The sequence below is a fragment of the Lishizhenia sp. genome (genome assembly GCF_057456495.1).
In genome coordinates this window covers 1-20870 of record NZ_JBVCPV010000028.1, presented here as the reverse complement: position 1 = coordinate 20870, position 20870 = coordinate 1, and the positions used below count along the sequence as shown (strand labels likewise).

General features: G+C 36.3%; 18 protein-coding genes. 7 read left to right on the top strand and 11 right to left on the bottom strand.

The window, feature by feature from the left end; translation table 11 throughout:
• The coding region (locus AC22ZQ_RS03575; protein WP_318957255.1) for a hypothetical protein at positions 1-192 on the bottom strand (192 nt) is incomplete at its 3' end.
• Between the two features lie 128 nt (positions 193-320).
• On the opposite strand from AC22ZQ_RS03575, the gene AC22ZQ_RS03570 reads away from it, so the two are divergent.
• The gene (locus tag AC22ZQ_RS03570; RefSeq protein ID WP_318957253.1) at positions 321-863 is read left to right on the top strand and encodes a GNAT family N-acetyltransferase; all 543 of its coding nucleotides are present in this window, start codon (positions 321-323) and stop codon (positions 861-863) included.
• Positions 864-907: 44 nt separating this feature from the next.
• On the opposite strand, the gene AC22ZQ_RS03565 is transcribed toward AC22ZQ_RS03570, so the two are convergent.
• Positions 908-1333 (bottom strand): hypothetical protein, encoded by a 426-nt coding sequence (locus tag AC22ZQ_RS03565; RefSeq protein WP_318957251.1) that lies wholly within the window; start codon positions 1331-1333, stop codon positions 908-910.
• A 118-nt stretch (positions 1334-1451) separates the two neighbouring features.
• Here AC22ZQ_RS03565 and lpcA point away from each other — a divergent pair, with 118 nt between their 5' ends.
• From lpcA to AC22ZQ_RS03550, 3 genes are all read left to right on the top strand, one after another.
• Positions 1452-2030 carry a D-sedoheptulose 7-phosphate isomerase gene (gene lpcA / locus AC22ZQ_RS03560; RefSeq protein ID WP_318957250.1) on the top strand — a complete coding sequence of 193 codons (579 nt, stop codon included), beginning with the start codon at positions 1452-1454 and terminating at the stop codon, positions 2028-2030.
• Positions 2017-3405 (top strand): FAD-binding oxidoreductase, encoded by a 1389-nt coding sequence (locus tag AC22ZQ_RS03555; RefSeq protein ID WP_318957249.1) that lies wholly within the window; start codon positions 2017-2019, stop codon positions 3403-3405. The genes lpcA and AC22ZQ_RS03555 overlap by 14 nt, the downstream gene beginning before the upstream one ends.
• A gap of 72 nt (positions 3406-3477) precedes the next feature.
• Complete coding sequence (locus AC22ZQ_RS03550; RefSeq protein ID WP_318957247.1) at positions 3478-5313, top strand: T9SS type A sorting domain-containing protein; 1836 nt, start codon at positions 3478-3480, stop codon at positions 5311-5313.
• 477 nt (positions 5314-5790) lie between these two features.
• On the opposite strand, the gene AC22ZQ_RS03545 is transcribed toward AC22ZQ_RS03550, so the two are convergent.
• The 6 genes from AC22ZQ_RS03545 to sucC form a co-directional block, all read right to left on the bottom strand.
• Positions 5791-6048, bottom strand: coding sequence for a type B 50S ribosomal protein L31 (locus AC22ZQ_RS03545; protein ID WP_318957246.1), 258 nt, complete (start codon positions 6046-6048; stop codon positions 5791-5793).
• A gap of 164 nt (positions 6049-6212) precedes the next feature.
• Positions 6213-7742: a GH3 auxin-responsive promoter family protein gene (locus AC22ZQ_RS03540; RefSeq protein ID WP_486756233.1), complete on the bottom strand. Its 1530-nt coding sequence runs from the start codon at positions 7740-7742 to the stop codon at positions 6213-6215.
• Positions 7743-8227: 485 nt separating this feature from the next.
• Positions 8228-8824 carry a hypothetical protein gene (locus tag AC22ZQ_RS03535; protein WP_318957243.1) on the bottom strand — a complete coding sequence of 199 codons (597 nt, stop codon included), beginning with the start codon at positions 8822-8824 and terminating at the stop codon, positions 8228-8230.
• A complete protein-coding gene (map, locus tag AC22ZQ_RS03530; RefSeq protein ID WP_318957256.1) occupies positions 8825-9604 on the bottom strand; it encodes a type I methionyl aminopeptidase in 780 nt (259 codons plus the stop codon).
• A 236-nt stretch (positions 9605-9840) separates the two neighbouring features.
• A complete protein-coding gene (locus AC22ZQ_RS03525; RefSeq protein ID WP_318957242.1) occupies positions 9841-10371 on the bottom strand; it encodes a hypothetical protein in 531 nt (176 codons plus the stop codon).
• Between the two features lie 424 nt (positions 10372-10795).
• The gene (sucC, locus tag AC22ZQ_RS03520) at positions 10796-12007 is read right to left on the bottom strand and encodes an ADP-forming succinate--CoA ligase subunit beta (protein WP_318957241.1); all 1212 of its coding nucleotides are present in this window, start codon (positions 12005-12007) and stop codon (positions 10796-10798) included.
• Positions 12008-12335: 328 nt separating this feature from the next.
• On the opposite strand from sucC, the gene AC22ZQ_RS03515 reads away from it, so the two are divergent.
• Positions 12336-13916, top strand: a complete 1581-nt coding sequence (locus AC22ZQ_RS03515; RefSeq protein ID WP_318957239.1) for a hypothetical protein — start codon at positions 12336-12338, stop codon at positions 13914-13916.
• 117 nt (positions 13917-14033) lie between these two features.
• On the opposite strand, the gene AC22ZQ_RS03510 is transcribed toward AC22ZQ_RS03515, so the two are convergent.
• Positions 14034-15173: a geranylgeranyl reductase family protein gene (locus tag AC22ZQ_RS03510; RefSeq protein ID WP_318957237.1), complete on the bottom strand. Its 1140-nt coding sequence runs from the start codon at positions 15171-15173 to the stop codon at positions 14034-14036.
• A gap of 163 nt (positions 15174-15336) precedes the next feature.
• Here AC22ZQ_RS03510 and AC22ZQ_RS03505 point away from each other — a divergent pair, with 163 nt between their 5' ends.
• Complete coding sequence (locus AC22ZQ_RS03505; protein ID WP_318957236.1) at positions 15337-17004, top strand: hypothetical protein; 1668 nt, start codon at positions 15337-15339, stop codon at positions 17002-17004.
• A gap of 70 nt (positions 17005-17074) precedes the next feature.
• On the opposite strand, the gene AC22ZQ_RS03500 is transcribed toward AC22ZQ_RS03505, so the two are convergent.
• Together AC22ZQ_RS03500 and trxB are read right to left on the bottom strand one after the other, a co-directional pair.
• Positions 17075-18691: a T9SS type A sorting domain-containing protein gene (locus AC22ZQ_RS03500; protein ID WP_318957235.1), complete on the bottom strand. Its 1617-nt coding sequence runs from the start codon at positions 18689-18691 to the stop codon at positions 17075-17077.
• A gap of 252 nt (positions 18692-18943) precedes the next feature.
• Positions 18944-19894 carry a thioredoxin-disulfide reductase gene (trxB, locus tag AC22ZQ_RS03495; protein WP_318957234.1) on the bottom strand — a complete coding sequence of 317 codons (951 nt, stop codon included), beginning with the start codon at positions 19892-19894 and terminating at the stop codon, positions 18944-18946.
• Between the two features lie 249 nt (positions 19895-20143).
• On the opposite strand from trxB, the gene AC22ZQ_RS03490 reads away from it, so the two are divergent.
• On the top strand, positions 20144-20870 hold a 727-nt coding region (locus tag AC22ZQ_RS03490), incomplete at its 3' end, for a DEAD/DEAH box helicase (protein WP_318957232.1).

Here is a 20870-nt window from a genome sequence, read left to right as displayed (position 1 = left end):
CGTAGTACCGTTTGGAAGCGCTAAAATTGAGTCTCCGGCTGGTAGGTTGGCAAACATTTCTTCAACTTGGGCTTTAGCTTCAGCCTCTGCGTCGTTTTCAACACCGTTCGAAACGAACGTAAACGTTAACTGGTATAAACACACAACTGCCAATACAATTGTGAAAAACCAAAAAAATCCTTTGTTACGCATATCGTAATCTTATAGTTTGAAAATTTAATAGCTCGCAAATATATCATTTCATATCATTAATATCAACTATATGACAAAGTGTTATTAACATTCCTAACTTTGCCGCTCGTACTATAGCTGATTATCAAATGAACACATTTAACAAACACTTTCAAAAAACAACAAAACAAGAGCTTTTGGTCCATTACATGATGCTAGAAGTGGTACCTGAAATCGAAGCTTCTAACCCTACTGATATTAAACTTAATAAGGTTCAAACACATGAGGCTGAAGCCTATTTTAACACGTGGTTAGCCGTAGGTCAAAAATGGAACTGGGTGGGTAGAATTATCGCTGGTGAAAAAGCGCTTCAAGAGGATCTAGAAAAAGGTATAAAACAAATATTTAATATACACTTAAAGGAGGAGGTCATCGGACTTTGTGAATTTCAAATCATAGAAGGCACTTGCCAGATTATCTATTTTGGTTTGAAGGAAGAGTATTTAGGAAAAGGATGGTCTGATTTAGCGTTTCAATCCCTACTCCATTTAATAGCGCAAGAAGAGCCCAAGAGAGTTTGGCTCCATACCTGTAATTTAGACGCACCACAAGCAAAGCCATTCTACAGAAAACACGGCTTTAGAACCTATAAAATTCAAAAAGAGGAAATCGAACTTTACAAGGAAGTTTAAGTATAAAGCAAAAAAAGTCCCGATGCTCATCGGGACTTTTTCATTTATAAATCGTTTGGCACTTCGGCCTCTTTGTATTTCTTTTTCTTTGGTTTCAATTGATCTATAAAGATGACCTTGAATTTCTCTCCGTCTTCTGTCGTAATCATTTCAGAAATTCCATTTGTAATTTTTGGTGGCTGTCTTTGATCATTGAAAAACTTACGATCTAACATTTCAGAAGTGTTATCATCGTAAAAGAAGAAAATACTTGTTATCACACCATTTTCAACTCTAGCTTTACCTTGAATACAGTATACTTCACCATTCTCGAAAAATGAAATAACTACATTTCTGTGCATATCATCAGAAACTGTATAAGACCCTCTTTCCTCAAACGCCTTCTCATAGCGCTCAAAACATGTAGGTTCTTGTGCTACAACAGTTAAGCTTAATAGGAGTGTCAAGGCCGCCAATAATGTTTTCTTCATATTTTATAGTATTAGTCCAAGATTTTTAAAACTAGGAGCATCAAATATAATAATCTTGTTACATTTTCAATAGGGTCTACTTCTAAATTTAATTATTTTTGGAATTCAATCGAGACATATGAATGAGATAAAAGCGCATTTCGAAGAAGCTGCACAGATACTATCTACTTTTTATACTAATCCAGAAAACATTGCTGCAATAGAGGCTGCAGGAGAACTGCTTGTAAATAGTTTTCAGCAGGATGGAAAGGTAATGTCGTGCGGTAACGGTGGTTCTATGTGTGATGCCATGCATTTTGCCGAAGAACTAACGGGAAGGTACAGAGACAACCGAAAAGCTGTGGGCGCCATCTCTATTTCCGACGCTTCACATATGTCTTGCGTTTCTAATGATTACGGTTATGATCATGTTTTCTCTCGTTATCTGGAAGGTGTAGGAAGAAAAGGTGATGTATTACTCGCTATTTCTACTAGTGGTAATTCTAATAATGTAATTAACGCTATTAAAGTCGCCAAAGAAAAAGGAATTCGCGTCATAGGCCTAACCGGAAAAGATGGTGGTAAAATGGCGGATCTATGCGATGTAGAAATCAGGGCTCCTCATTCTAAATATGCCGACAGAGCACAAGAAATCCACATCAAGGTGATACATAGTTTAATTGATTACGTAGAAAGAAAGTTTGATGGAATTCAATAAGCACCTTGATTTTTTCAAAAATCTGTTACACGATAGATGTTTTGTAGATCAAGAAAACCTATTCAAATACAGTAAGGATGAAACGGAGGATATATCTATTCTTCCGCTCGCCGTATTAAAACCAAAAACAACACAAGAAGTTGCAGCAATCATGCATTACTGCAACACCCATAAAATAGCTATCACTCCTCAAGGGGCCCGAACAGGTCTAAGTGGTGGGGCAATTCCCAAAGAAGGTTCTATTGCTTTAAGTATGGAATACTTTAATCGTATTCTTGAAATCGACGAAAAGAATCATCAAGTAACTACAGAACCTGGTGTAATTACCGAAGAACTTCAAAATGCTGTAAAAGAAAAAGGTCTTTTCTATCCACCAGACCCAGCCAGTAAAGGCTCTTGTTTTATTGGTGGAAATGTAGCAGAAAATAGTGGTGGACCAAAGGCAGTTAAATATGGTGTTACCAATGCTTACGTATTAAACTTAGAAGTAGTATTACCCAATGGTGAAATTATATGGACAGGTGCAAACACTTTGAAAAATTCCACTGGATACAACCTAACACAACTTATCGTAGGAAGTGAAGGGACATTGGCAGTAATTACTAAAATAGTTTTACGACTCATCCCCCATCCTACCGACAATTTGCTCATGCTCGTTCCCTTTTACAAAGCTACAGAAGCTTGTGAAGCTGTGGCTGCTATCTTTAGAAAAGGCATTACGCCCAGCGGTTTGGAATTCATGGAAAAGGATGCATTGAACTTAGCCAAAAAGTTCACCGGTGATCAAAAGGTGGAAGTGAAAGAAAATCACGAAGCTCATTTACTTATTGAAGTAGACGGATTTGATAAAGAAGTTCTCTTTAAAGAATGTGAACAGATCATGGAAGTATTGAGTCATTTCAATACAGATGAAATACTTTTTGCTGAAGACGAAGCGCAAAAAAACACACTTTGGAATTTAAGGAGAAAAGTAGGTGAAGCTGTAAAATCTCATTCTACCTATAAAGAAGAAGATACCGTAGTTCCACGCTATGAATTACCTCAATTATTAGCAGGTGTAAAAGAGGTTGGTCGTAAATATGGATTTGAATCGGTTTGTTACGGTCATGCCGGAGATGGAAATTTACATGTAAACATCTTAAAGGGTGACTTAACAGAAGACCAATGGACAAATGATTTACCCAAAGCCATTACCGAAATTTTTGAATTGACGAAGAACCTAGGAGGAACAATTTCTGGAGAACATGGTATTGGATTGGTTCAAAAACAATACATGCCCATTATGTTTAATGAAGTCCAATTAAATTTAATGCGAAATATTAAAAATCTCTTCGATCCCAACAATATCCTGAATCCCGGAAAGGTTGTCCCTTAATTGTCCGAACCATTTTTTAGCTTTTCTACACTATTATGGATATATTCGTTAGACACGAAATAAACCATAATCATGAAAAAAATTACGCTAACCCTAGCTTTGCTAGCAGGCTCTTTGTTGACCTACGCGCAATATCAGCCTATAGCCTCGACCGGTTATAACGAAGATATAGTAGCCGAAACCTCCCCAGCTCTTACCACAACAAGTTTAAGTATGGACGGTTCTAGCTTTGTGTTCTACTCGCAAGCGTACGGAACAGCAGCAGGTTCTACAAAAGGTTTACCGGATAACCTTTCAGTTGCAAACGGAGGATACAGTTACCAACTGCAAAGTTATACAGGAAATAATGCACTTTATTTAACGAACCCTTCTCAGACTTCTGGACAAACAGATACTTTAGAATTAACTACCCCATCTAACTACGCTAGTATTAGTGTGCTTTGCCTTTCTACAGAAGGAGCTGGGATAATGGATGCTCAAGTAATATTCTCTGATGGAACAACAGAATCTACAACGGGATATGCTGTTAATGACTGGTTCAACGGATCTAATTACATTATGACCAATATTGACAGGGTAAGTAGAACCTCTGATATTATTGGAAATGTATTTAACAACCCAAGAATTTACAATGTTGACATTCCTATTTCGTGTGTTAACGAAAGTAAAAATGTTTCTAAAATAGTGTTTACGAATCAAAGTACTACCAATGGAAGAATTTACATTTTAGCACTTGCCGGATCATCTTCTTTAGCGGTTTCTCTAGGAAACACCTTTGATTTAGTTTGTAATAATGGAAACGATGGATTTGGAGAAGCTATAGTAACAGGTGGACAAGCACCGTATAGCTACAATTGGACAAACGGACCAACTACTGCTATCAATACCGTAAGTACTTTATCTGCAGGATCACACAAATGTATTGTAACTGATGCTAGAGGATGTATGGATTCAACAGCTTCCTTCACTTTAACGGAGCCAGCGGCCATCACTTCTACTCAAAATGTAACAACATGCGAAGGATATCCTTACGTAATTGGTAACAACTACTATTATGACGCTGGTACTTATACTACATCATTAACCGCAGCAAATGGATGTGACAGTGTAGTTACCACCAACCTTACAGTAACCCCTGCCCCAGAATACACAGAATCAGTATCCATTTGTGCTGGAGGAAGTTATCAAATAGGGAATAATACATACACAGACGCCGGTACTTATACAACAACCCTTTATTCTACGAGTATGTGTGACAGTGTTGTTATCACCACTTTAACAGTAACACCAGCTCCTGAATACACACAAAACATCTCGATTTGTGCAGGTGATTCATACGACATTGGAACCAACAGCTATACAACAGCAGGTACATATAGAGACACATTATCAGGTGTTAATACTTGTGATAGTATTGTTGTAACAACACTTACTGTTGCTGATGTAATTGCAGAAATTGATGCATCAACATCTCCTTTCAGCTCTGTGAACCAAGCTGCAAACTTCACCTACCAGTGGTTAGATTGTAACAATGGTAACCAGGCCATTGCTGGAGAAACAAGCGCAACCTTTAACGTTACACAAAACGGAAGCTATGCACTTGTAGTGAGCAATGGAACTTGTACAGACACTTCAGAATGCTACATTTTAGACAATGTTGGAGTAAGTAACAACGAAACGAACTTCATCGCTATCTCGCCTAACCCTACAACAGGTATAGTTAAAATAACAAGTAATAAAATCATTAAAGAGGCTATAGTATTTACTACGCAAGGAAAAGAAGTAAATACAGTAAGAAGTAAGGATATCAATACAATTGACCTTACGGATTTACAAAGCGGAGTATACATTATTCAATTGACTTCAATTGACAACCAAACACACGTAATGAGATTGGTAAAACAATAATGTATAGAACTATTCTAAGAAAGGTCCCGGCAAATTTGTCGGGACTTTTTTATTTCTAAAGAAACAAAATCCTTGAACAAATCATCACCTCCCTCCTATTCGCTACTGAAAAGAATAAACACGGGATAACAGCGGAGTAAGCTCATACAACATTGCCACAACTTACTTATAAGATTGCAATACCGGCATTTTTTTCATTGAGACAACCTTAGGCATTAAGAAAAGCGCCGATTAATACAAAGGGCATACCAATACTTCTAAAACTTTCGCAGCACTCTATCATCAGGAAAAAGAAGTCCTCTATAAAGCTGCGTACTCGCGTAAAGATGAAGTTGGTACTCAAGCATTAACCTCCATCCTTAGATCCATTAAAAGGTGAAGCTCGTAGGGTTTGTACGTTAGAGTTAATTTCTCCAAACACAAAAAATCCCGATCAAAAATGACCGGGATTCAATACTTAATATATAGATGTCAATCTTATTTCTTGATGTGACGAGCGTATCTGTTTTTGAACTTATCGATACGTCCTGCAGTATCCACAAACTGAGCCTTACCTGTAAAGAAAGGGTGAGATTTGTGAGAGATATCCAATTTAACTAAAGGATAAGTGTTTCCATCTTCCCACTCAATATCTTCTGTAGAAGGTGCACATGAGTGACAAACGAATGAGTAATCATTAGTCATATCTTTGAATACAACTAATCTATAGTTTTCTGGATGTATATCTTTTTTCATCTTACTGTGTTTTCTAAATTCTTTTTCCCCTCAAATGGGAATGCAAAATTAATAATCTTTTTTCGGATTGCAAATATAGGGAGAATTATTTGATTAATTCTTTGGTTTTAAATGAAAATCGAAAGAAATCTTACTCACTTATAAACAATCAACTCTTAATTGTGCTAAGGTAGCACATTCAATTGAATTGCGTCCATAACTTCTTCTAAAACTCTTCTATCATTCATTAATCTCGGAACTTTGTGCTGTCCCCCTAATTTCCCCTTTTGTTTCAACCAAATATTGAAGCTTCCTTTTTTTAATTTATGCACCTTAGGAAAGGCCAAAGCCATATCCTTATAACGTTTGGCTTCGTAATCAGAATTCAAACTTTTCAGTGTATTATCCAATACCTCCACAAAATAATTAAAATCTTCAGGTTCTTCTGTAAACTCAATAAGCCACTCGTGCCCCCCACTCTTTTGATTCTCCATAAAAATAGGTCCCGCAGTATACTCGTGTACCTGAGCACCTGCTCTTTCACAGGCTACAGACATTGCTTGTTCAGCATTCTCAACAATCAATTCTTCTCCAAATACATTAATAAAACTCTTGGTTCTTCCCGTTACCTTAAAACGTTTTGGCTTTTGTTCTGTAAACATGATTGTATCACCGATGATGTACCTCCACAATCCTCCATTAGTGGTAATCACCATAGCATAGTTCACTCCCAACTCTACCTCGTCTAATGGAATCACCTCTTCAGAATTTACTCCTTTATATTTATTCATAGGAATAAACTCATAGAAAATTCCATAGTCCAACATCAGCAACAGGTCTCCATCTTTGGTATCTTGTATTCCAAAAAAACCTTCCGAGGCATTATAAGATTCTACGTAGTTCATATACGGATTGCCGATGACACGTTCAAATTCTTTACGGTAAGGCTCAAAACTAACCCCTCCATGCATAAAAAGCTCTATGTTCGGCCACACCTCTTGAATGGTCTTCTTTCCGGTAATCTCTAAAATTCTATTTAAAATAACCAATGTCCAGCTAGGAACTCCTGCTATAATGTGTATATCTTCTTTTAGGGTAGATTGAGCAATACACTCTATTTTCTCCTCCCATTCACTCATCAAAGCAATTTCCTTGGAAGGTCTTCTTTTCAGCTCCGCCCACCACGGCAAATTATTAACGATAATGGCCGATAAATCCCCAATATAGGATGAAGACGATAAATGCTGTTCATTACACTCTGATGATCCACTAATTATCAAATGTTTTCCATTCCATAATTTCGTTCCGGGATGCTGATCGTAATACAAGCCCAAAAGATCCTTTCCTCCTTTGTAATGACAAGCTTCTAAAGACTCTTTGGTTACGGGGATAAATTTACTCTTATCTGAAGTAGTACCCGATGATTTTGCAAACCACTTGGTTTCGCCTGGCCACAGAACATCTTCCTCCCCTTTCATCGCGAAATCTACCCAATGCTTCAGACTTTCGTAATCCATTAAAGGTACACGTGCATTGAATTCTTTGTAATTCTCTATCTGCTCAAAGCCCATTTCCTTTCCAAAACGCGTAGCACGTCCTGCTTCTATCATACGATGAAATAACTCTTCTTGTACTTCGCTTGGATACTTACGAAACAAATCTATCTGATGAATTCGTTTCTTCATCAACCAGCTAAAAATGGAATTGAAAGGCATAAACAGTGTATTTGAAAGAAATATACAATTTTCTACGTTAATGCTGATGGAGATTTAAAAATTTAAGTGCGAACTGGCGTTCGCTATTTAAAAATTCAAAGATTCAAGGATTCAACAATTTAAGGAATTGAGGAATTAAAACTTGAACACAAGGTTTACGCTCATCTCTACTACGCTCGATAAGCTCAGTTAATTTATACTTTTGCGTGTATAAACTAAGTTTCAGAGCGGAGTCGAGGAACCTGTAGTCCTTTGTTCCTTTTGATAATAGGGATTTGAAGAATTCGAAAAATTGATACACCTAATTGAACTTCTAGACCTCTATAAATCTAGCCCTCTAGCTTCTAGGTGATTTTGAAAAATCAAGCTCACTTTAGAATAGGATAACCTTTTTACACAACTCTCGTTTAAGTAAGTAGTTATAATTCAATAGTTTTGGTTTTTGTAATTATACTGATGAAGGTCTATGCAATCTGTGTAGACCTTTATTTGTTGATCCAAATGGCCAATGCATCAATAGCTCCTAGCACTGCAAATCCTACCAACCACATTTTAAGCGCATGAAACTTATCTGCGTCAACTTGGTCCTCATCTGCTTTATGATACTGTATATAAAATGCAATTGCTAAAGGTAAAACCGCAAGGGCTTCCCATGACTTTTCTCCAAAGAAATTGATAATGGTTACAACAACAAGGGTAAGAAAAGGAAAGAGGTTAAACCGTATTTTTTCTCCAACACGCTCTAAGGAAAGATAAATGAAAAGTATCCCCATAAATAAGAACTGCGCTAAACCAATGTAATCAGACACCTCATTATTGAACGCTACACGCTCTTCGGCACTCAGTAAAATCTCTAGGGTAAAATTAGAGAATAGCAGTCCGATAAGTCCATAAAAAAATAGATAAGAATAAGGCTTCTTATCGCGTTTCCAATACATCACACCTAAGGCTATAGCCATGATGGAAACTAACACCTCCTTCAGGGGAAGGATGGGTAAAAAAACACCAAGGCCCAACAAAGATTGCAGGGCCATGATTAAATATAAGATTGTGGTTAAACCAACGAGTTTGGCTGCCGACATTTATTTCTTTTTCGCTAATGCTTCTTCTACATATTTAAACGTAGAAAGCACATCTGGTTTTCCATCAACTACAGCCACGTCGTGCTCGAAGTGTGCGCTTGGTTTGTTATCAGCTGTAACGATAGTCCAGTTATCACTTAGGTATTTTACACGCTCTGTCCCCATGTTTAACATAGGCTCAATAGCAATCGTTAATCCTTCTTGAATTTTCTTACCTCTACCTCTTTTACCATAGTTAGGTACTTGAGGCTCTTCGTGCATAGTTGTTCCTAAACCGTGTCCAACCAATTCTCTTACTACTCCGTAACCGTGCTTTTCTGCATGTTGTTGGATGTGAAAACCGATATCACCAATTCTATTTCCTACTCTCGTTTGTTCAACACCTATGTTCAAACATTCTAAAGTAACATCTAATAATTTTTGAACCTCAGGATCTACATTACCAATACCAAAAGTGTAGGCATGATCTCCGTAGTACCCTTCGAAAATAGCACCACAGTCTACAGAAACGATGTCTCCATTCTGAAGTGGTCTATCTGTTGGGTAACCGTGAACAACAGCGTCATTCACAGAAATACACAAGGTGTTTGGGAAATCGTACAAACCTAAGAAACCTGGAATTGCATTTTGCGAGCGAATGTAGCTCTCTGCAATAGCATCTAACTCTAATGGAGTAATCCCCTCCTCTATGGCTTCTGCTACTTTCCCTAAGGTTCTACTTACAATTTGAGCTGCTTCACGCATAATCTCAATTTGTTCTCTAGTTTTATATACGATCATGTCCTTTTTTAAAAATGTACTCACTGGTTCTGAATTGGAAGCGCAAAGTTGAACAAACTCTGTATTTTTTACAAGTTTTTTCTTTTGTAATGTCGCCTAAAGCGACAGAGAGTTTTAGATTCTTAGACTTTTAGACGGTTAGAGAGGCAGTTTTGAGTGTGAGTATTGAGGAAGAGGATTAGTTTTGGTATTAATCGCAGAGGACGGAGAGCTTACATATAAATGAGTAATTCTACTTATCTACAAACATCAATAAAGTCCTCCTGTAAATAAGGATTCATAAGCTTTAGTAGCGTATAAATTTCGTCAGCACCACTCAGATTATATGCATCAAGACGTAGTTCATCGTTATACTTTAACAACATTCTTTTCTCATCGCTCATCTTTAAGTTATCTACAACATTAACATCTGCACTTAGATGCTTAATAACTGAGTGGATAGAATCCAGAACAATTGTATTTGTAACTTCAAAAGTATAGGTCTCATATACACGTGTAAATTCTTCTTTCCCCAAATCATCAGTTTCTGAATAACCTCGAACAAATTCACCCTTACCTTCTTCCGATAACTCAATTCGGTAAACACAACTCCAACCTTCTACATAAATAGTTAAGTTATTCTTCTTTCGATTATTCTTCTCTATTAAATCTTCTTCATTGATTTTATTTCCTATTGGTGCTTCTACAACTTCATGATTACAGGATAAAAACAATACAACAAACGCCAATGATGAAGTGATTATTAGAAAATGAATGTGTTTTAGCATGATGATGGTATAACACGCTTAAGGTAAGAAATTATTAATTATAACTAGACTTTTAGACGGTTAGAGGTACAGTTTTGAGTGCGAGTATTGAGCAAGATAATTATCGATGCTTCTAATTTCGGTATCTCGACTCCGCTCGATAACCTCCTTTTCATTAATCCTTTGAATCTATCAAATCAATCAAATAGCGAGCGCAGCGAGTGCTTAAATCTTTCAAATCCTTTAATATCGACCTTCAAGACGGCTCATTCTTCGCCCCTCAGGCCTCAAACCTATCAGATGGAATTGAGGCCTGAGGTTCGAGGTTCGAGAAGTCTCGAAGGCCGATAAAAAATATCTTAACTCTTCATTCATAATTCTTAACTAAAAAAAAAGGGATTCCAAAAATTTGGAATCCCTTTTTCTAAAAAATATATCTAATGGACTATGCCAAGATTTCTTTTACTAAGTCAGCAGCTTCTTGTAATTGAACTGCAGAGTGTACGTTTAATCCTGATTCGTCGATTAATTTCTTCGCTTCTTCAGCATTTGTTCCTTGTAAACGAACGATGATTGGAACTGGAATGTTACCCATGTTCTTGTATGCATCAACAACACCTTGAGCAACTCTATCACATCTTACGATACCACCGAAGATGTTGATTAAGATCGCCTTCACGTTCTCATCTTTCAAAATGATTTGGAATGCTTTCTCAACACGCTCAGCATCTGCAGTACCACCAACGTCTAAGAAGTTAGCTGGGTTACCACCAGACATCTTGATGATATCCATAGTAGCCATTGCTAATCCTGCTCCGTTTACCATACAACCAACGTTACCGTCTAATTTAACGAAGTTCAATCCAGCCTCATCAGCTTCAACCTCTGTTGGATCTTCTTCTGTTTTATCACGCATCTCAGCGTAGTCTTTGTGACGGAATAAAGCGTTGTCATCTAAAGTTACTTTAGAGTCAACCGCGATAATTTTATCATCAGATGTCTTCAATACTGGGTTAATCTCAAACATAGAAGCATCACATCCTTCGTAAGCAGCGTATAATGCAGCAACGAATTTTGTCATTTCTTTCATTGCTTTACCGCTCAATCCTAAGTTGAAAGCAATTTTTCTAGCTTGGAAACCTTGTAATCCAACACGTGGATCTATCTCTTCTTTAAAGATTAAGTGTGGAGTCTCTTCTGCAACAGTTTCGATATCCATACCACCTTCAGTAGAATACATAATGATGTTTCTACCTTTATCTCTGTCCATTAATACAGACATGTAGAACTCAGATGGCTCTGATTCACCTGGGTAGTATACATCCTCTGCAATCAATACTTTGTTTACACGCTTACCAACACCGTTAGTTTGTAATGTAGTTAAGTGTCCACCTAAAATTCCTTTTACAGTGTCTTCTACCTTGTCGATACCTTTCGCTAAAACAACTCCTCTAGAACCTGTTTCTTCTACAGTACCTTTACCTCTACCCCCTGCGTGGATTTGAGCTTTTACAACGTACCATTCAGTTCCAGTTGATGCTGACAATTCTTTTGCCTTTGCAACAGCGTCTTCTACTTTATCTACAACAACTCCTTCTTGTATTGCTACACCGAAGCTTTTTAAAATGGATTTTCCTTGATATTCGTGTAAATTCATGTCTTCTTTTAATTTGCGCGATAAAAGTAATCTTATTCTTTATTAAAGTCAAAATTTCAAGTTTAAATTTCTCAAAAGTCTTTCCACAGGGTGTGAATGGGTATGCGTTTTGGCTTTTCAGCTTGGCTGGACATTCACCGCTATCCACTATATGGCACTTGTCTTTTTTCTATTCTTCTCCCCCTTTTCCAGCTTCCGGTGGTCGCAGGGCAAAGCGCGCAAGAAATAAGTAAAAAGTCTGCCCCCCATGCCGCTGCTATCGGCGCCAGATTTTAATCTTTGTCACGTTCTCTAAAAGAAATGTATTTTAGCAAAAATTTAAAAATCAATGGTTATTAAGCACCTTATACTAGTATTCCTTCTACTTTCATCACCACTTTTAAGCGCTCAAACACTTACGGATTTCACCTTAAGTGAAAACACCAAAACGGTTACAAATAAATTCAAATCCAACCTAGTATATAAGAATACTAAATACTTCGTAAAAGAATGGAAATCTAAAATTATCATTAACGGAGAAGAAAGCGGAAAAATAAAGCTTAAGGCAATAAAAAAAACACCACTTAACCTTGAGAATAGTATAAAACATTACCACGAGATTTTTGAAAATGAACTCTATTCTATTTACATCGTTAGAAATTCTGATTATCTATATGTTTATACACATAAAACCAACCTAGATAACTATCAAACAACATACTCAAAAATTATTAAGAGAATTCCTCACAACCAAAATGAATTCAAAACAAATATTGAGAAAAAGACATCACCTATAACTGCAAAAGCAACCTATCACATCAGTCTTGTAAGTATGTATACCTTAGATAAACCAGTTTCAATATTTTGTGATGAAAAGCTCAAATTTCTTTTTAAAACAAAGTATAATCTACTCACTGAAATTAGGTACTTGATTAAAGAATTAAATCTTGATGAGTACGAAAACAATAATATCCAATTTAACAATCTTATTATTGATGCAAATTTAACACAAGACAATAAACACGTACTCTACCGTTTCTACCTAATTTCTTCAGACGGTTATATTACCAATAACAACATTTTTTATCTAAAGAATATTGAAACAGGAGAGCAAAAGGAATTCAAAGCCTTTCGAAGATTGTCTAGGAATAGTTATATCACCAACTCCATACTTATGGATACCAATTCTTTTGTCATCTTTTCCTTTTTAAAAGATGAAGAGAACAACATATTTAAACAAGAAGTTATCTTACACAATTTGGAATTTGATATCACGCTAAAAACACAATCGGATATTAAGGTTAATTTATCGCAGTTAGACGTTAAAAACGATAAGACAGTAGTAAGTAAACTTGACTTAAAAGGTTTCTATAAAAAAAGTGAATTTGAATACTTTGGCATATATAACATACTAGATATCAACTACATAATCACCGTGGGCGAAAAATTAAATGCGCATACAGACATTGAGGTCAAGTCCAACAAACTTTTACTTGTCACCAGTAATGTTAGCACAGATACCACTACATCAAACTTCTATGCGCTCAATTCAAACAAGGAGAAGGTGGATTATAATTACTTAGCACCACATTACGGATTCGTTCCGGACATTTCAATTTTCGATAATTTATCAGAATTTCTAATTATTATCACAAAAACCACATCACTAAACGAGACAGTCTTACCAAGGTTTGAAGCAATAGAGCTAGAATTTGCTCTTATAAATACTAAGTCATTTGAAATTACTAAAAAAAGAATTCTTCTTAAACAACCGATTCAAATCGATCCTTACGACCCCTTCGAGTTAGAATGTAATAATATTGATTCCAAGTCACTTGAATTTTGCTTCAATTACAATAATGAATCTTTCCATGGTTTTGAGAGAGAAACTACATCGATAGAAAAGACGATAACTTTAGAATTAAAGTAAAATTATTTTCTTAAAATCTGACTCTTGGCAAATTCTACATTTAAGTAAAAAAGCAGCAATTACAAAAAGTATATTGCTGCTCTATATCTTGAATAGGTAAGAATTAGAGATTTACCCCTAAAAAACTAACTCTTTTACTTTTTGTTTGATTGCTTTTTTAATGTCTCTCGGATAACTTCTTTCGCCATGAAATACATCAGCTATGGCTTCACTAAAACGTTGACCATATTTTTTCAACATTAAATTACGAACTGTTTTTTGCTCATAAAACCACTTCGACAACCACAATCCTGTACGTAATTCAGGTAGTAAATTATCTTCTAATTTTGCATGGTACAGTTCTTCAGCCAAGCTTCTATCTTGATTACTTTCTATTATTGCTTGAGCGGCAAGTTTCCCACTTAAAATGGCATTAGAAATTCCTTCTGCGGTAATTGGATCTGCAAAACCAGCAGCATCTCCAATCAAAAAGACGTTATTCTTCACAAAACCATCCGTTCTTGGAGAAACTGGTATTTGAAAACCGTGTTGCTGCTCACTTACCACCTTTTCAATCCCCAGTGTCTCGAGGTATTCTTGATAAAATTTCTTCAAATTAATTTTCCCTCTACGACCAGATGCTACACCAATAGATAAGTGTTTTTTCTTTGGAAAACTCCATGCGTATCCATAAGGTATGGCATCTATATCAAAACGTACTTCTTTTGATAATCGCTCAAAATCTTCATCAGAAACTTCTATTTCATATTCCAAAGCGGGCACCAATTTACGGGTATCTTCCTTCCACCCTGCTAATTTAGCGGTTGGACTCAAGGCGCCATCTGCTGCAATTACAAAATTAGCGGTGTATTCCCCTTGCGCAGTTTCTAAACAAATCTTATCGTTCTCAAACCTTAGACCTAATAGTTTATGGTTTTCTAACAATTGTGCACCAAACTCCTTCGCTTTTTCAGTTATTAACTGGTCAAAAGAATCACGCATTATCATGGAGATCGTTGGGTCTTCTCTTTCAGTTTTAAAGTGAAGTTTATCCCCCAGATAAATATCAACGGTTCTAAATTCACTCTCTACTACCTCACTAATATCAAAGGAGAGATTTTTACGGCCTCTAAACACAAAGCCTCCACCGCAAGTTTTGTAACGCGGTAAGGTTTCTTTTTCAATGATTACGGTAGAAATACCTTTTTGGGCTAAATGGAAAGCTGTAGAAGCTCCTGACGGTCCGCTCCCAATAATTGCAACATCAAAATGATTCATACTTACTAAATTGATCGTCCCAAAAGTAGAGTTTTATTTAACTTTGATACTTTGCCTTTTCAAAAAAATCAAAGGAACTAGTATACGCTTATCATCAAAAAGCTTTTCCACTTCTTCCGCTTATTTCACTAAAATGATTATTTTGAGCAAAAATTTAAAAAATATGAAAAACTTCCTACTCCTAGGTCTTGCGTCTGCATTCGCATTTAGTACAGTTTGGTCGCAAGAAACACCTCCACCACCACCTGAACAAGCCCCTGCTGCTCCCACCTTTAAATTGAGGGTTAAAAATGAAGATGTAAGAACTTCATCCTTATACTATGAAAACTTTGAAAACTACTATGTTGACATCGACTTAGTGAAGAACAAAGTACTCATTGAATACAACGATAAAGGAATAGAGGTAGACAAGAAAAAGCTCAAGCCTGTAGAAAAGATTAAAAAGAGAGCGGATTACAAATACAACATTGAAGATGGTGAAGCAAAAATACTTGTTGCCATCACAGAGAAAGAAGCTTTCAATTTATATTACATGAAGGTTGATTTAGAATCTCAAGTAATTACGTCACAAAAATCTGTTAAAAGAATTAAAGTAGATCCTGAAAAATGGAAGCTTGATTTGAGAACAGAATCTGGTCGTACGCAAAACTATATTGCTCGTTGTTACACGAGAAGTTTTGATGAGAAAGATCTTGTTATTGTGTTCAATAAAGACTTCGACATTCTTTATGAATCTGAGATCGATTTATCTGATAAGGTAGATTACCTAGAAAGAATGTTAGATGAGGCCGAAGATGAAAGTACTATTGACGAAAACAGAAGTATTTACAAAGACATCTTAAAAGCGCACAAAAATGGAGATGAGTTTCCCTACAATTTAAGATCTGTGTACATGAATACACAGTTGAGTGAAAGTGGACGTTACCTTACTTATGGTGTAAGAACTTATACGTATTTACCAGATTATTCTTCAACAAACTCTTACAGTTTAAATGACATGAATACGCTTTATGTGTATGACATGAAAAAGGAGAAAGAGTTTAAGATTAATCTTTTTGAACATGAATCTTCTAAAGATATCTTGAAGCGTTTCTACAAAATTGAAGATGATGCCTTTATCATTGGTGCAATAAATGAAAACCCAACTACGAAAGAAATTTCTCAGGAAATTACAGTGTACAACTTTAAAATGGAGGTTTCTATAGCTTCGCACAAAAACCTTGATTTTAAGCGCTTACAAGCAGATGATGATGAAGACAATCATTTTTACACAGATATAGACATCATCGATGTTGTAAAAACGGGAGAGTTTAACTTCAACACCGTATTATCTATTACGGAGGGAGAATATCTAGAAGATGATGATGACGAGGACAGATTGGTAGGTGTACAAACCAATAGCAAAAAGATCTTACAGATTCACAGTAACGTAGAAAACGATGATATCAAGACGATTTCTACTACTATTCACCACCACAAAGACGAGTTAAGTTTTAACCTTTATGTTTTGCACGTTTTAGCTAACAAGGTATTGGATGAAACTACAGAAAACTACATGGTTTTGGCCATTCCAAAATTAGACATTAAAGAAATTCAAACAGGAAGCTCTTTGGTTTTCGAATCTGAATTGGAAGGTTATGAATTTACTTGTATCAATACGGTTACCGGAGAAGTAGTTCAAAAGTCATTAAAAGTAGATGATGACGATTACTTTAGCTTTGATGAAGAACTTATGGAGGTTGAGGATGAAAAGAACATGATTGAATTGATTCGTTTCCACAGTGGAGAAGAAGAATCAGAAAGAATTACCGTTCAAGTTAAACCTATTTAAAGGATATAATTAACTGAATTAAAAAGCCCACACTTCAAAAAGCGTGGGCTTTTTTTATGTTTAATTTAAATTACTGTTTCACAACCTTATAAACACCTTTACCTTCACCCATCATGGTTAAATAGTAAACTCCTGGCATGAGTTGACTCATATCCAATTGCGCTTGTTGCTTCCCTTGTCCTGAAATCACAACTCTTCCACTCGCATCGCAAAGCTTATAATCAAACACCTTTTTATCAGATGTTTCTATGAATAAAAGCTCTGTTGTTGGATTTGGATAAATATTCACTGCAACTTCATCCATCACCTCTACCGTCAAGAAACCTCCAGAACAATCTGTCATTTGATTATCGTAATAATCCTGTACCGTGTTAATATCTGTAATCAATTTACTTATACTCGCTTCATTTCCTAATCCAGCTACTTCTTCTTTTGCATATACAAAAGCAAAATCATAGGAAATACTTTCTCCCACATCCAAGAATAAAGGACCAACAGCACCTTGCATTCTTCTATCTCCAGGTGTATTTACCATTCCATTTCCATCACTATTTGCTTCTGTCCATTGGTAAGGCGTATTTGTAGAATAAGGAAAAGTAAAGGCCGTAGCAATTTGCGTACCTGGAAAATACTTCACACTTCCATCTGTATGGTAGCCGCGCATGATATTATAATACTCTACAGGAGTATAAACATCTACGTCTGCATAACCCGCTGCACTTAAGTCATGATTTAAACTCACAACTCCTTGTACAGGTAAATGATCTAAAAAACCTTGTCCAAAGGAACTTGTTTCGTCATAATCATCTCCATTATAAATAAAATAAGCATTGATATCCGGCAAGGTCCCCATGTAATCATCAAGTGGGTAACCTAAATCGAAATCTGTATAATTAGACAAATAAAAATCCGACAAGGGTGTTGTACCTCTGTTAATTACATCATAACCTACAAAAACGGTGTTCGATAAAGCATCTCCTCCAGTTTGACCTTCAAATTGATATACTTCAACATGAATTTCTAACCCTTTTGTAGTAGTCGTTACACTAGGATCTGTCAAATAATTGTTCATTACAAACCAAGCATATATATCTCCTTTAATACAAGGATAATCTCCTGCTTCAGGGTTATAGTTTCCGTCCCAGTCTGCATCATAAAATGGAGCTAAGAAAAAAGATTGGTCTATTGTGATATCTCCGTGCGCAGGCCAGTTACTTATAGAGGATGGTATTTGATAATTCGGAAAATTTATGGTTGCATCACAATTAGGGTCTGCCATGCAAGCATGATAATTCTTAAACTCATCTATTTCGTCTTGTGTAACGACAAAGATTTGACTCCATGCATTACTTTCCGCTGGGGTAATAGTTGCAGGACCGAATTCATAACCCGGTGCAACAGTTAAAGGACCATTGGCCAAATTATTGCTTCCATGTGGTTTCGTCATTGCCAAATCTCCATTTGGTCCTAAGCCAGCCAAGACAATTCTATTGGAAAAAATAGTATATAAACTCTGGGAAAATTCTACGCTGAATCCTGGTCCTGAATTGGCTAAATTGCTAAACAATTCGCCATTGCTGTTTACAGTGCATTGTAATGAATTTTCATTCAATTCAACAAAACTGTTCATTTGAGCGGAAATGTTACTTGTCAAAAACAAGCCCGCTAAGAGTAATAGTTTATTCATGATACTGTGTTTTTTGTTCCTTATTGAATTTATAAGTAAAGTCCAGTCGTTCCTTCGAGATATGTTAAAAGGTAGACTTAATTGAGTAAGCTGTAGAAAATACTCTTTGTAAAACTCAAGGTCTTTCATTCACTAAAAAACCACAAAATGAACACTTTATACATATCTAAGGATAAAACAGCTATACAAAACATCACAAAAAAAGCCCTCCTCAAAAATGAGAAGGGCTTTTTACTTTAATATTATTTCAGCTTAGTGACCTTTCGCCGCTAAGTAACGTTCTGCATCTAATGCTGCCATACAACCTGTACCTGCCGCAGTAATTGCTTGTCTGTAGTTTTTATCTGCTGCATCTCCCGCAACAAAAACTCCAGGTACATTTGTTTTAGATGTTCCAGGCTGCTCGTATTTGATGTAACCTGTTTCATCCAAGTTGATATAATCTTTAAAGATATCTGTGTTTGGTTTGTGTCCAATAGCTACGAAGAACCCAGTTGCAGGAATCTCTTTCTTCTCACCAGTTTTGTTATTGAAAACACGCACACCAGTAACCACTTGTCCGTCACCCAAAACTTCGTCTGTTTCTGTGTTGTACAAAATCTCAATGTTTTCTGTATTCTGAACACGCTCAGCCATGATTTTAGAAGCTCTAAACTCATCACGTCTTACCAACATAGTTACTTTCGTACAAATCTTAGATAAGTAGTGTGCTTCCTCACAAGCACTATCTCCAGCACCAACGATAACTGTTTCTTGTCCTTTGTAGAAGAAACCGTCACAAACTGCACATGCAGAAACTCCACCACCTAATTTCAAGTATTTCTGTTCAGACTCTAAACCTAAGTAGCGTGCAGATGCACCTGTAGAAATGATAATAGTATCTGCGTGGATTTCTGTTCCATCATCAGCCCAAGCTTTGTGAATTTCTCCTGAAAAATCAACTCTTTCAATGAATCCCCATCTTACATCTGTTTCAAAACGCTCTGCTTGTGCTTTTAACTCTTCCATCATTTGTGGACCTGTAATACCTTGAGGGTATCCTGGGAAGTTTTCTACTTCATTTGTTGTAGTCAACTGTCCACCCGGTTGCATACCTTGGTACATTACTGGTTTCATATTAGCACGTGCTGCGTAAATCGCTGCTGTATATCCTGCAGGACCAGAACCTATGATCAAACAAGAAACTCTTTGAACTTCGCTCATTTTATATGTCTTTTTTATATTCTAAATTTTCGCTGCGCTAAAATAACACTTTTAGCTTTCGATGTACAAAGATAAAAGGAGGCATCATTGGATTGCTTAGAAAAAACAAATATGCACATAGAAGTTATTTATACTACAAATGGGCTAAAAATCAGTCACTTTAACAATCCTTTAAGATAAAAGCGGCCGATAACTTTTTTCTTCAGGAAAAAGGCTGTAGTTTTGTAGCCCAATTTTTGAAGCGTGGAGATGATAGAAGAAGAAGTAAAAGTAAAGGCAAAAACATTATATCCGTTCCAGGAAAACACTGTTAACCAAATCGTTAACGAACTAGAAGCGAATGGAAATAATTTCAATTTGCTATATCAGCTTCCAACTGGAGGAGGAAAAACAGTTATTTTCTCAGAAATTGCGAGACGCTACATAGAGCTATTCAACAAAAAGGTACTGATTTTAACGCACCGTATTGAGCTTTCTGTACAAACCTCTCGTCAACTTAACGCCATTGCAGTAGACAATAAAATCATTAACAGTGATGTTAAAACCTTGGAAGACCAAGGTGAATACCAATGTTTTATTGCCATGGTTGAGACCCTAAACAACCGTTTACAAGATGATGCCAACTTCATTAAAGATGTAGGTTTGGTAATCGTCGATGAGGCGCACTACAACAGTTTTAGAAAAATTTTCGCTTACTACCAGGAGGCAAACATATTAGGAGTAACCGCTACCCCACTTTCATCGAACAAGGCTTTGCCTTTGAACGATAATTACGATAAGTTATTGGTGGGAGAAAGCATTGCTTCTTTGATAGAAAATGGATACCTAGCCAATGCTGAAACATATACCTACGACGTGAATTTGCACGGATTAAAGATAGGTACGAATGGTGATTTCACTGTTTCGAGTTCTGAATTGGTGTACGGTAACTACTTTATGCAGGAGAAACTTTTGTTTGCCTACGAAGAAGTTGCCT